Origin of the sequence: Trabulsiella odontotermitis, assembly GCF_001297775.1 — a bacterium.
Taxonomy (GTDB): Bacteria; Pseudomonadota; Gammaproteobacteria; order Enterobacterales; family Enterobacteriaceae; genus Trabulsiella; species Trabulsiella odontotermitis.
In genome coordinates, this window is record NZ_LIFX01000020.1 from 1 (window position 1) to 13482 (window position 13482).

Here is a 13482-nt window from a genome sequence, read left to right on the forward strand (position 1 = left end):
CTGACCGCTGCAATCACTACCGTACTGGCTAAAACCTACGGTGGTGCTGCTCGCGCATTCGATCAGATCGATAACGCGCCGGAAGAAAAAGCTCGTGGTATCACCATCAACACCTCTCACGTTGAATACGATACCCCGACTCGCCACTACGCACACGTAGACTGCCCGGGCCACGCCGACTATGTTAAAAACATGATCACTGGTGCGGCACAGATGGACGGCGCAATCCTGGTAGTTGCTGCGACTGACGGCCCGATGCCGCAGACTCGTGAGCACATCCTGCTGGGTCGTCAGGTAGGCGTTCCGTACATCATCGTGTTCCTGAACAAATGCGACATGGTTGATGACGAAGAGCTGCTGGAACTGGTAGAGATGGAAGTTCGTGAACTGCTGTCTCAGTACGATTTCCCGGGCGACGACACGCCGATCATTCGTGGTTCTGCTCTGAAAGCGCTGGAAGGCGACGCAGAGTGGGAAGCGAAAATCATCGAACTGGCTGGCTTCCTGGATACTTACATTCCGGAACCAGAGCGTGCGATTGACAAGCCGTTCCTGCTGCCGATCGAAGACGTATTCTCCATCTCCGGTCGTGGTACCGTTGTTACCGGTCGTGTAGAGCGCGGTATCATCAAAGTAGGTGAAGAAGTTGAAATCGTTGGTATCAAAGAGACTGCGAAGTCAACCTGTACTGGCGTAGAAATGTTCCGCAAACTGCTGGACGAAGGCCGTGCTGGTGAGAACGTAGGTGTTCTGCTGCGTGGTATCAAACGCGAAGAAATCGAACGTGGTCAGGTACTGGCGAAGCCGGGCACCATCAACCCGCACACCAAGTTCGAATCTGAAGTGTACATTCTGTCCAAAGACGAAGGCGGCCGTCATACTCCGTTCTTCAAAGGCTACCGTCCGCAGTTCTACTTCCGTACAACTGACGTGACTGGCACCATCGAACTGCCGGAAGGCGTTGAGATGGTAATGCCGGGCGACAACATCAAAATGGTTGTTACCCTGATCCACCCGATCGCGATGGACGACGGTCTGCGTTTCGCAATCCGTGAAGGCGGTCGTACCGTTGGCGCAGGCGTTGTTGCTAAAGTTCTCAGCTAATCGCTGATAACATTTGACGTAATGCGCAATAAAAGGGCATCATTTGATGCCCTTTTTGTACGCTTTCGAACCAGAACCTGGCTCATCAGTGATTTTATTTGTCATAATCATTGCTGAGACAGGCTCTGAAGGGGGCGTTTGACCCGAAACGCAGCAGAGCATTTCGGTTTGGTTGCCTCGCATTACGCGGGGCGAAAATGTTTGTCGAATTCTTGTGACAGGTTGGTTTATGAGTGCGAATACCGAAGCTCAAGGAAGCGGGCGCGGCCTGGAAGCGATAAAGTGGCTGGTTGTTGCTGTCCTGCTGATTGTAGCTATCGTTGGCAATTACCTTTATCGTGACATGATGCTGCCGCTACGTGCGCTGGCAGTGGTTATTCTGATTGCTGCAGCGGGTGGTGTCGCGCTGTTGACGACGAAAGGTAAGGCGACTGTCGCCTTTGCTCGTGAAGCGAGAACCGAAGTCCGTAAGGTGATTTGGCCGACTCGCCAGGAAACATTGCACACCACGCTGATTGTGGCCGCAGTTACCGCTGTAATGTCACTGATCCTGTGGGGACTGGATGGTATTCTGGTTCGCCTGGTATCCTTAATCACTGGCCTGAGGTTCTGAGATGTCTGAAGCTCCTAAAAAGCGCTGGTACGTCGTTCAGGCGTTTTCCGGTTTTGAAGGCCGCGTAGCAACGTCGCTGCGCGAGCATATCAAATTACACAATATGGAAGAGTTGTTTGGTGAAGTCATGGTTCCGACCGAAGAAGTGGTCGAAATCCGTGGCGGCCAGCGTCGCAAGAGCGAGCGCAAATTCTTCCCGGGTTACGTGCTGGTTCAGATGGTCATGAACGATGCCAGCTGGCACCTGGTGCGTAGCGTTCCGCGCGTAATGGGCTTCATCGGTGGTACTTCCGATCGTCCGGCTCCTATCAGCGATAAAGAAGTTGATGCGATTATGAACCGCCTGCAGCAGGTGGGTGATAAGCCGCGTCCGAAAACGCTGTTTGAACCGGGTGAAATGGTTCGCGTTAACGACGGTCCGTTTGCTGACTTCAACGGCGTGGTGGAAGAAGTGGACTACGAGAAGTCCCGTCTGAAAGTATCCGTTTCTATCTTCGGTCGTGCGACCCCGGTAGAACTGGACTTCAGCCAGGTTGAAAAAGCATAAATAAGCAGCGATCAAACGTTGCACAAGGCGCGAGATTGGCATACAATTTCGCGCCTTTTGTATTTATGGGCCTTGCGCACATAAATCACGTATTTATCACGGGGAGCCTCATTGAGGCGCTATACCCACTAGAGGAAACTTAAATGGCTAAGAAAGTACAAGCCTATGTCAAGCTGCAGGTTGCAGCTGGTATGGCTAACCCGAGTCCGCCAGTTGGTCCGGCTCTGGGTCAGCAGGGCGTAAACATCATGGAATTCTGTAAAGCATTCAACGCGAAAACGGATTCCATCGAAAAAGGTCTGCCGATTCCGGTAGTTATCACTGTTTACGCTGACCGTTCCTTCACGTTCATCACCAAGACTCCGCCGGCTGCCGTTCTGCTGAAGAAAGCTGCAGGCATCAAGTCTGGTTCCGGTAAGCCGAACAAAGAGAAAGTGGGTACACTGACTCGCGCTCAGCTGCAGGAAATCGCGCAGACTAAAGCTGCCGACATGACCGGTGCTGACATTGAAGCGATGACTCGCTCAATCGAAGGTACTGCGCGTTCCATGGGCCTGGTAGTGGAGGATTAAGAAATGGCTAAACTGACCAAGCGTATGCGCGTGATCCGTGAGAAAGTTGATGCGACCAAACAGTATGACATCAACGAAGCCATCACTCTGCTGAAAGAGCTGGCCACCGCTAAATTTACCGAAAGCGTTGACGTTGCTATCAACCTCGGTATCGATGCTCGTAAATCTGACCAGAACGTACGTGGTGCAACTGTACTGCCGCACGGTACTGGCCGTTCCGTTCGCGTAGCTGTATTTACCCAGGGCCCGAACGCTGAAGCTGCTAAAGCAGCTGGCGCTGAGCTGGTAGGTATGGAAGATCTGGCTGACCAGATCAAGAAAGGCGAAATGAACTTCGACGTTGTTATTGCTTCCCCGGATGCAATGCGCGTTGTTGGCCAGCTGGGCCAGGTACTGGGTCCGCGTGGCCTGATGCCGAACCCGAAAGTGGGTACTGTAACTCCGAACGTTGCTGAAGCGGTTAAAAACGCGAAAGCAGGTCAGGTTCGTTACCGTAACGACAAAAACGGCATCATCCACACCACCATCGGTAAAGTGGACTTTGACGCTGACAAACTGAAAGAAAACCTGGAAGCTCTGCTGGTTGCGCTGAAAAAAGCAAAACCGACTCAGGCGAAAGGCGTGTACATCAAGAAAGTTAGCATCTCCACCACCATGGGTGCTGGTGTTGCCGTCGATCAGGCTGGCCTGACCACGACTGCTGCAAACTAATGCCTTTACGTGGGCGGTGGATTTGTCTACAATCTTACCCCCCACGTTTGCTAACTAAGGTTAGCGGCTAAAGATTTGTTCGTTGGAGCCTGGCCTATCCAGGCCTCCGTCGAAGACCGCAGGTGTTTCGCAAGAAACTTAATCCCCTGCGTAGACGGTGACAGAACGCTAAGATTATTTTTTATACTTTTGGCTTGTTTCTGCTCACCGTGTTTAGACGCTCTTTTCGTTGGAAAGAGTGAAGTGAGTTCCAGAGATTTTCTCTGGCAAACATCCAGGAGCAAAGCTAATGGCTTTAAATCTTCAAGACAAACAAGCGATTGTTGCTGAAGTCAGCGAAGTAGCCAAAGGCGCGCTGTCTGCAGTAGTTGCGGATTCCCGTGGCGTCACTGTAGATAAAATGACTGAACTGCGTAAAGCAGGTCGTGAAGCTGGCGTATACATGCGTGTTGTTCGTAACACCCTGCTGCGTCGCGTTGTTGAAGGTACTCAGTTTGAGTGCCTGAAAGACACGTTTGTCGGTCCGACCCTGATTGCATACTCTATGGAACACCCGGGCGCTGCTGCTCGTCTGTTCAAAGAGTTCGCGAAAGCGAATGCAAAATTTGAGGTCAAAGCTGCAGCCTTTGAAGGTGAGTTGATCCCGGCATCCCAGATCGATCGCCTGGCAACCCTGCCGACCTACGAAGAAGCAATTGCACGCCTGATGGCAACCATGAAAGAAGCCGCTGCTGGCAAACTGGTTCGCACTCTGGCTGCTGTTCGCGATGCGAAAGAAGCTGCGTAATCGCAGTTATCTATGTAACGCATTCGCTTACGTATAAACTTATTCTGATATTCAGGAACAATTTAAATGTCTATCACTAAAGATCAAATCATTGAAGCAGTTGCCGCTATGTCCGTAATGGACGTTGTAGAACTGATTTCTGCAATGGAAGAAAAATTCGGTGTTTCTGCTGCTGCTGCTGTAGCTGTTGCTGGCGCTGGCGCTGCAACTGAAGCTGCTGAAGAGAAAACTGAATTCGACGTAATTCTGAAAGCTGCTGGTGCTAACAAAGTTGCTGTAATCAAAGCAGTACGTGGCGCTACTGGCCTGGGTCTGAAAGAAGCTAAAGACCTGGTAGAATCTGCTCCGGCCGCTCTGAAAGAAGGCGTGAGCAAAGATGACGCAGAAGCTCTGAAAAAATCTCTGGAAGAAGCTGGCGCTGAAGTTGAAGTTAAATAAGCCAACCCTTCCGGTTGCAGCCTGAGAAATCAGGCTGATGGCTGGTGACTTTTTGGTCACCAGCCTTTTTGCGCTGTAAGGCGCCAGTAGCATTTCACACTGTTTGACTACTGGTTGTCCTGACAATGCTTGTTTCTATCGACGACTTAATATACTGCGACAGGGTGCTCGCTCTGTGTAAATCGCAATGAAATGATTTAAGCGTGATAGCAACAAGCATTGCGGAAAATGTTCCATTTTCCGGTCAACAAAATGGTGTTGCACAAACTGCCCCACGATGGGCAGATGGGTCGACTTGTCAGCGAGCTGAGGAACCCTATGGTTTACTCCTATACCGAGAAAAAACGTATTCGTAAGGATTTTGGTAAACGTCCACAAGTTCTGGATGTGCCATATCTCCTTTCTATCCAGCTTGACTCGTTCCAGAAGTTTATCGAGCAAGATCCTGAAGGGCAGTACGGTCTGGAAGCTGCTTTCCGCTCCGTGTTCCCGATTCAGAGCTATAGCGGTAATTCAGAGCTGCAATACGTCAGCTACCGCCTTGGCGAACCGGTGTTTGACGTTCAGGAATGTCAGATCCGCGGCGTGACCTATTCCGCCCCACTGCGCGTTAAACTGCGTCTGGTGATCTACGAGCGCGAAGCGCCGGAAGGCACCGTTAAAGACATCAAAGAACAAGAAGTCTACATGGGTGAAATTCCACTCATGACGGACAACGGTACCTTCGTTATCAACGGTACCGAGCGTGTTATCGTTTCTCAGCTGCACCGTAGCCCTGGCGTCTTCTTTGACAGTGACAAAGGTAAGACCCACTCTTCCGGTAAAGTGCTGTATAACGCGCGAATCATCCCTTACCGTGGTTCCTGGCTGGACTTCGAGTTCGATCCGAAAGACAACCTGTTCGTTCGTATCGACCGTCGTCGTAAACTGCCTGCGACCATCATTCTGCGTGCGCTGAATTACACCACTGAGCAGATCCTTGATCTGTTCTTCGAAAAAGTGGTTTTCGAAATTCGCGACAACAAGCTGCAGATGGAACTGGTGCCGGAACGCCTGCGTGGTGAAACCGCCTCCTTTGACATCGAAGCTGACGGCAAAGTGTATGTGGAAAAAGGCCGCCGCATTACTGCGCGCCACATCCGCCAGCTGGAAAAAGACGATATCAAACATATCGAAGTTCCGGTTGAGTACATCGCTGGCAAAGTGTCTGCAAAAGACTACGTTGACGAATCAACGGGTGAGCTGATCTGCTCTGCGAACATGGAGCTGAGCCTGGATCTGCTGGCGAAGCTGAGCCAGTCTGGCCACAAACGTATCGAAACGCTGTTCACCAACGATCTGGACCACGGTCCGTACATGTCTGAGACGGTACGCATCGACCCGACCAATGATCGTCTGAGCGCGCTGGTAGAAATCTACCGCATGATGCGCCCGGGTGAGCCGCCGACTCGCGAAGCGGCTGAAAGCCTGTTTGAGAACCTGTTCTTCTCCGAAGACCGCTATGATCTGTCCGCGGTTGGTCGCATGAAGTTCAACCGTTCTCTGCTGCGCGACGAAATCGAAGGTTCCGGTATCCTGAGCAAAGAAGACATCATTGATGTCATGAAAAAGCTCATCGATATCCGTAACGGCAAGGGCGAAGTGGACGATATCGACCACCTCGGCAACCGTCGTATCCGTTCCGTAGGCGAAATGGCGGAAAACCAGTTCCGCGTTGGCCTGGTGCGTGTAGAGCGTGCGGTGAAAGAGCGTCTGTCTCTGGGCGATCTCGACACCCTGATGCCGCAGGATATGATCAACGCCAAGCCGATTTCCGCCGCAGTGAAAGAGTTCTTTGGTTCCAGCCAGCTGTCTCAGTTTATGGACCAGAACAACCCGCTGTCTGAGATCACGCACAAGCGTCGTATCTCTGCACTTGGCCCAGGCGGTCTGACCCGTGAACGCGCAGGCTTCGAAGTGCGAGACGTACACCCGACCCACTACGGTCGCGTATGTCCAATCGAAACGCCTGAAGGTCCGAACATCGGTCTGATCAACTCCCTGTCCGTTTATGCGCAGACTAACGAATACGGTTTCCTTGAAACCCCGTATCGTAAAGTGACTGACGGCGTGGTGACTGACGAAATTCATTACCTGTCCGCGATTGAGGAAGGTAACTACGTTATCGCTCAGGCGAACACCAACCTGACGGAAGAAGGTCGTTTCGTAGACGATCTGGTTACCTGCCGCAGCAAAGGCGAATCCAGCCTGTTCAGCGCAGACCAGGTTGACTACATGGACGTTTCCACCCAGCAGGTGGTTTCCGTCGGTGCGTCCCTGATCCCGTTCCTGGAACACGATGACGCCAACCGTGCATTGATGGGTGCGAACATGCAACGTCAGGCGGTTCCGACACTGCGCTCTGATAAGCCGCTGGTCGGTACCGGTATGGAACGTGCTGTTGCCGTTGACTCCGGTGTTACTGCGGTGGCTAAGCGTGGCGGTCTGGTTCAGTACGTGGATGCGTCCCGTATCGTTATCAAAGTTAACGAAGACGAGATGTACCCGGGCGAAGCAGGTATCGACATCTATAACCTGACCAAGTACACCCGTTCTAACCAGAACACCTGCATCAACCAGATGCCGTGTGTGTCTCTGGGTGAGCCGGTTGAGCGCGGCGACGTGCTGGCTGACGGTCCGTCCACCGACCTCGGTGAACTGGCGCTCGGTCAGAACATGCGTGTCGCATTCATGCCGTGGAACGGCTACAACTTCGAAGACTCCATCCTCGTCTCTGAGCGTGTGGTTCAGGAAGATCGTTTCACCACTATTCACATCCAGGAACTGGCGTGTGTGTCCCGTGACACCAAGCTGGGGCCAGAAGAGATCACCGCTGACATCCCGAACGTGGGTGAAGCTGCGCTCTCCAAACTGGATGAATCCGGTATCGTTTACATCGGTGCAGAAGTCACCGGCGGCGACATCCTGGTTGGTAAGGTAACGCCGAAAGGTGAAACCCAGCTGACTCCGGAAGAGAAGCTGCTGCGCGCGATCTTCGGTGAGAAAGCGTCTGACGTTAAAGACTCTTCTCTGCGCGTACCGAACGGCGTATCGGGTACTGTTATCGACGTTCAGGTCTTTACCCGCGATGGCGTAGAGAAAGACAAACGTGCGCTGGAAATCGAAGAAATGCAGCTCAAACAGGCGAAGAAAGACCTGTCTGAAGAACTGCAGATCCTCGAAGCTGGTCTGTTTGGTCGTATCTACGCGGTGCTGGTCTCCGGTGGTGTTGAAGCTGAGAAGCTCGACAAACTGCCGCGTGATCGCTGGCTGGAACTGGGCCTGACCGACGAAGAGAAACAAAATCAGCTGGAACAACTGGCTGAGCAGTATGACGAACTGAAGCACGAGTTCGAGAAGAAACTCGAAGCGAAGCGCCGCAAAATCACTCAGGGCGATGATCTGGCACCGGGCGTGCTGAAGATTGTTAAGGTGTATCTGGCCGTTAAGCGTCAGATCCAGCCGGGTGATAAAATGGCGGGTCGTCACGGTAACAAGGGTGTTATCTCCAAGATCAACCCGATCGAGGATATGCCTTACGATGAAAACGGCACGCCGGTAGACATCGTACTGAACCCGCTGGGCGTACCGTCTCGTATGAACATCGGTCAGATCCTCGAAACCCACCTGGGTATGGCTGCGAAAGGTATCGGCGATAAGATCAACGCCATGCTGAAACAGCAGCAGGAAGTCGCGAAACTGCGCGAATTCATCCAGCGTGCGTATGATCTGGGCGCTGACGTTCGTCAGAAAGTCGACCTGAGCACCTTCAGCGATGAAGAAGTTCTGCGTCTGGCAGAAAACCTGCGTAAAGGCATGCCGATCGCAACGCCGGTCTTCGACGGTGCGAAAGAGTCAGAAATCAAGGAACTGTTACAGCTGGGTGGCCTGCCGACTTCCGGTCAGATCACCCTGTTCGACGGTCGTACCGGTGAGCAATTCGAGCGCCAGGTGACCGTTGGCTACATGTACATGCTGAAACTGAACCACCTGGTTGATGACAAAATGCATGCGCGTTCTACCGGTTCTTACAGCCTGGTTACTCAGCAGCCGCTGGGTGGTAAGGCGCAGTTCGGTGGTCAGCGCTTCGGGGAGATGGAAGTGTGGGCGCTGGAAGCGTATGGCGCCGCCTACACCCTGCAGGAAATGCTCACCGTTAAGTCTGATGACGTGAACGGTCGTACCAAGATGTATAAAAACATCGTGGACGGCAACCATCAGATGGAACCGGGCATGCCAGAGTCCTTCAACGTACTGTTGAAAGAGATTCGTTCGCTGGGTATCAACATCGAACTGGAAGACGAGTAATTCTCGCTCAAACAGGTCACTGCTGTCGGGGTAAAACCCGGCAGCAGAGTGTGCTAACTCCGACGGGAGCAAATCCGTGAAAGACTTATTAAAGTTTCTGAAAGCGCAAACTAAAACCGAAGAGTTTGATGCGATCAAAATTGCTCTGGCTTCGCCAGACATGATCCGTTCATGGTCTTTCGGTGAAGTTAAAAAGCCGGAAACCATTAACTACCGTACGTTCAAACCTGAGCGTGACGGTCTGTTCTGTGCTCGTATCTTCGGGCCAGTCAAAGACTATGAGTGCCTGTGCGGTAAGTACAAGCGCCTGAAACACCGTGGCGTGATCTGTGAGAAGTGCGGCGTTGAAGTGACCCAGACCAAAGTGCGTCGTGAGCGCATGGGCCACATCGAGCTGGCGTCTCCGACTGCCCACATCTGGTTCCTGAAATCACTGCCGTCCCGTATCGGTCTGCTGCTCGATATGCCGCTGCGCGATATCGAACGCGTACTGTACTTCGAATCTTATGTGGTTATCGAAGGCGGTATGACCAACCTGGAACGCAACCAGATCCTGACGGAAGAGCAGTATCTGGACGCGCTGGAAGAGTTCGGTGACGAATTCGACGCGAAGATGGGTGCGGAAGCTATCCAGGCCCTGCTGAAGAGCATGGATCTGGAGCAAGAGTGTGAAACTCTGCGCGAAGAGCTGAACGAAACCAACTCCGAAACCAAGCGTAAAAAGCTGACCAAGCGCATCAAGCTGCTGGAAGCGTTCGTACAGTCCGGCAACAAGCCGGAGTGGATGATCCTGACCGTTCTGCCGGTTCTGCCGCCAGATCTGCGTCCGCTGGTTCCGCTGGATGGCGGTCGTTTCGCAACGTCGGATCTGAACGATCTGTATCGTCGCGTGATCAACCGTAACAACCGTCTGAAACGTCTGCTGGATCTGGCTGCGCCGGATATCATCGTACGTAACGAAAAACGTATGCTGCAGGAAGCGGTAGATGCCCTGCTGGATAACGGTCGTCGCGGTCGTGCGATCACCGGTTCCAACAAGCGTCCGCTGAAATCTCTGGCTGACATGATCAAAGGTAAGCAGGGTCGTTTCCGCCAGAACCTGCTCGGTAAGCGTGTTGACTACTCCGGTCGTTCTGTTATCACCGTAGGTCCATACCTGCGTCTGCATCAGTGCGGTCTGCCGAAGAAAATGGCGCTGGAACTGTTCAAACCGTTCATCTACGGCAAGCTGGAACTGCGTGGCCTCGCCACCACCATCAAAGCCGCTAAGAAGATGGTTGAGCGTGAAGAAGCGGTCGTATGGGATATCCTGGATGAAGTTATCCGTGAGCACCCGGTACTGCTGAACCGTGCACCAACCCTTCACCGTCTGGGTATCCAGGCGTTTGAACCGGTTCTGATCGAAGGTAAAGCTATCCAGCTGCACCCGCTGGTTTGTGCGGCATACAACGCCGACTTCGATGGTGACCAGATGGCTGTTCACGTACCGCTGACGCTGGAAGCCCAGCTCGAAGCGCGTGCGCTGATGATGTCTACCAACAACATCCTGTCCCCGGCGAACGGCGAACCTATCATCGTTCCGTCTCAGGACGTTGTACTGGGTCTGTACTACATGACCCGTGACTGTGTTAACGCCAAAGGCGAAGGCATGGTGCTGACTGGCCCGAAAGAAGCTGAGCGTATTTATCGCGCTGGCCTGGCCTCTCTGCATGCGCGCGTTAAAGTGCGTATCACTGAATACGAAAAAGATGCCAACGGCGAATTCGTAGCGAAAACCAGCCTGAAAGACACGACTATCGGTCGTTCTATTCTGTGGATGATCGTACCGAAAGGTCTGCCTTTCTCCATCGTCAACCAGGCGCTGGGCAAGAAAGCTATCTCCAAAATGCTGAATACCTGTTATCGCATTCTGGGCCTGAAACCGACCGTTATTTTTGCTGACCAGACGATGTACACCGGCTTTGCTTATGCAGCGCGTTCAGGTGCATCTGTTGGTATCGATGACATGGTCATCCCGGCGAAAAAACACGAAATCATCAGCGAAGCGGAAGCGGAAGTTGCTGAGATTCAGGAGCAGTTCCAGTCTGGTCTGGTAACCGCGGGCGAACGCTACAACAAAGTTATCGATATCTGGGCTGCGGCGAACGATCGTGTATCCAAAGCGATGATGGATAACCTGCAAACTGAAACCGTCATTAACCGTGAAGGTAAAGAAGAGCAGCAGGTTTCTTTCAACAGCATCTACATGATGGCCGACTCCGGTGCGCGTGGTTCTGCGGCACAGATTCGTCAGCTGGCGGGTATGCGTGGTCTGATGGCGAAGCCGGATGGCTCCATCATCGAAACGCCGATCACCGCGAACTTCCGTGAAGGTCTGAACGTACTCCAGTACTTCATCTCCACCCACGGTGCGCGTAAAGGTCTGGCGGATACCGCACTGAAAACGGCGAACTCCGGTTATCTGACGCGTCGTCTGGTTGACGTTGCGCAGGATCTGGTCGTGACCGAAGACGACTGTGGCACGCTGGAAGGCATCACCATGACCCCGGTTATCGAGGGTGGTGATGTTAAAGAGCCGCTGCGTGATCGCGTTCTGGGTCGTGTGACCGCGGAAGACGTTCTGAAGCCGGGTACTGCCGATATTCTGGTTCCGCGTAACACGCTGCTCAACGAACAGTGGTGTGACCTGCTGGAAGTGAACTCCGTTGACTCTGTCAAAGTGCGTTCCGTTGTATCCTGTGACACCGACTTTGGTGTATGTGCGCACTGCTACGGTCGTGACCTGGCGCGTGGCCACATCATCAACAAAGGTGAAGCTATCGGCGTTATCGCGGCACAGTCCATCGGTGAGCCGGGTACACAGCTGACGATGCGTACGTTCCACATCGGTGGTGCGGCATCTCGTGCGGCTGCTGAATCCAGCATCCAGGTGAAAAACAAAGGTAGCATCAAGCTCAGCAACGCGAAATCGGTTGTGAACTCTGCCGGTAAACTGGTAGTGACCTCCCGTAACACCGAGCTGAAACTGATCGACGAATTCGGTCGTACCAAAGAGAGCTATAAAGTGCCTTACGGCGCGGTGATGGCGAAAGGTGATGGCGAGCAGGTTGCTGGCGGTGAAACCGTTGCAAACTGGGATCCGCACACCATGCCGGTTATCACCGAAGTGGCGGGTTTCATCCGCTTCACCGATATGATCGACGGCCAGACGATTACCCGTCAGACCGACGAACTGACCGGTCTCTCTTCACTGGTGGTTCTGGATTCCGCAGAACGTACCACGGGTGGTAAAGACCTGCGTCCGGCACTAAAAATCGTTGATGCTCAGGGCAATGACGTTCTGATCCCTGGCACCGATATGCCTGCGCAGTACTTCCTGCCGGGTAAAGCGATTGTTCAGCTGGAAGATGGCGTTCAGATCAGTTCTGGTGACACCCTGGCGCGTATTCCGCAGGAATCCGGCGGTACCAAGGATATTACCGGTGGTCTGCCGCGCGTTGCGGATCTGTTCGAAGCCCGTCGTCCGAAAGAGCCGGCAATTCTGGCAGAAATCAGCGGTATCATTTCCTTCGGTAAAGAAACCAAAGGCAAACGCCGCCTGGTGATCACGCCGGTTGATGGCAGCGATCCGTACGAAGAGATGATCCCGAAATGGCGTCAGCTCAACGTGTTTGAAGGTGAACGTGTAGAACGTGGTGACGTGGTTTCCGACGGTCCGGAAGCGCCGCACGACATTCTGCGTCTGCGTGGCGTTCACGCGGTAACGCGTTACATCGTCAACGAAGTGCAGGACGTTTACCGTCTGCAGGGCGTTAAGATCAACGATAAACACATTGAAGTTATCGTTCGTCAGATGCTGCGTAAAGCCACCATCGTGAACGCGGGCAGCTCCGAGTTCCTCGAAGGTGAGCAGGTTGAATACTCTCGCGTTAAGATCGCTAACCGCGATCTGGAAGCGAACGGCAAAGTTGGTGCGACCTTCGCACGTGACCTGCTGGGTATCACCAAAGCGTCTCTGGCAACCGAGTCCTTCATCTCTGCGGCGTCGTTCCAGGAAACGACTCGCGTTCTGACCGAAGCAGCTGTTGCGGGTAAACGCGACGAACTGCGCGGTCTGAAAGAGAACGTTATCGTGGGTCGTCTGATCCCGGCCGGTACCGGTTATGCGTACCACCAGGATCGCATGCGCCGTCGTGCTGCGGGTGAACTCCCGGCTGCACCGCAGGTGACTGCTGAAGACGCGTCTGCCAGCCTGGCAGAGCTGCTGAACGCAGGCCTGGGCGGTTCTGATAACGACTAATCGTTGCTGACCTGAAAAAAAACCCGCTTCGGCGGGTTTTTTTATATGTGACTGCGTATTGTT

The 13482-nt window shown here is 53.3% G+C and carries 9 protein-coding genes; all 9 read left to right on the forward strand.

The window, feature by feature from the left end; all coding sequences use genetic code 11:
• Positions 1–1104: elongation factor Tu (tuf, locus tag AOY23_RS20900; protein ID WP_054181323.1), on the forward strand; the 1104-nt coding region annotated here is incomplete at its 5' end.
• A 229-nt stretch (positions 1105–1333) separates the two neighbouring features.
• Positions 1334–1717, forward strand: a complete 384-nt coding sequence (gene secE, locus AOY23_RS20905) for a preprotein translocase subunit SecE (RefSeq protein ID WP_038160586.1) — start codon at positions 1334–1336, stop codon at positions 1715–1717.
• Position 1718: 1 nt separating this feature from the next.
• Complete coding sequence (gene nusG / locus AOY23_RS20910) at positions 1719–2264, forward strand: transcription termination/antitermination protein NusG (RefSeq protein WP_001287521.1); 546 nt, start codon at positions 1719–1721, stop codon at positions 2262–2264.
• A gap of 143 nt (positions 2265–2407) precedes the next feature.
• Positions 2408–2836 carry a 50S ribosomal protein L11 gene (rplK, locus tag AOY23_RS20915; protein ID WP_038160592.1) on the forward strand — a complete coding sequence of 143 codons (429 nt, stop codon included), beginning with the start codon at positions 2408–2410 and terminating at the stop codon, positions 2834–2836.
• Positions 2837–2839: 3 nt separating this feature from the next.
• A complete protein-coding gene (gene rplA / locus AOY23_RS20920) occupies positions 2840–3547 on the forward strand; it encodes a 50S ribosomal protein L1 (RefSeq protein WP_038160594.1) in 708 nt (235 codons plus the stop codon).
• Positions 3548–3836: 289 nt separating this feature from the next.
• Positions 3837–4334 carry a 50S ribosomal protein L10 gene (gene rplJ / locus AOY23_RS20925; protein WP_003862338.1) on the forward strand — a complete coding sequence of 166 codons (498 nt, stop codon included), beginning with the start codon at positions 3837–3839 and terminating at the stop codon, positions 4332–4334.
• 66 nt (positions 4335–4400) lie between these two features.
• Entirely contained in the window at positions 4401–4772 is a 372-nt protein-coding gene (rplL, locus tag AOY23_RS20930; RefSeq protein ID WP_038160598.1) for a 50S ribosomal protein L7/L12, read from the forward strand.
• A 318-nt stretch (positions 4773–5090) separates the two neighbouring features.
• Complete coding sequence (gene rpoB, locus AOY23_RS20935) at positions 5091–9119, forward strand: DNA-directed RNA polymerase subunit beta (RefSeq protein WP_038160600.1); 4029 nt, start codon at positions 5091–5093, stop codon at positions 9117–9119.
• Between the two features lie 76 nt (positions 9120–9195).
• Complete coding sequence (gene rpoC, locus AOY23_RS20940; protein WP_054181198.1) at positions 9196–13419, forward strand: DNA-directed RNA polymerase subunit beta'; 4224 nt, start codon at positions 9196–9198, stop codon at positions 13417–13419.
• The last annotated feature ends 63 nt before the right edge of the window (positions 13420–13482 follow it).

Excerpts from the sequence above, each read along its gene's own strand:
- rplJ (WP_003862338.1), top strand. The coding sequence starts at position 3,837 with ATGGCTTTAAATCTTCAAGACAAACAAGCGATTGTTGCTGAAGTCAGC.
- rplK (WP_038160592.1), top strand. The coding sequence starts at position 2,408 with ATGGCTAAGAAAGTACAAGCCTATGTCAAGCTGCAGGTTGCAGCTGGT.
- rplL (WP_038160598.1), top strand. The coding sequence starts at position 4,401 with ATGTCTATCACTAAAGATCAAATCATTGAAGCAGTTGCCGCTATGTCC.
- rpoB (WP_038160600.1), top strand. The coding sequence starts at position 5,091 with ATGGTTTACTCCTATACCGAGAAAAAACGTATTCGTAAGGATTTTGGT.
- rplA (WP_038160594.1), top strand. The coding sequence starts at position 2,840 with ATGGCTAAACTGACCAAGCGTATGCGCGTGATCCGTGAGAAAGTTGAT.
- secE (WP_038160586.1), top strand. The coding sequence starts at position 1,334 with ATGAGTGCGAATACCGAAGCTCAAGGAAGCGGGCGCGGCCTGGAAGCG.
- nusG (WP_001287521.1), top strand. The coding sequence starts at position 1,719 with ATGTCTGAAGCTCCTAAAAAGCGCTGGTACGTCGTTCAGGCGTTTTCC.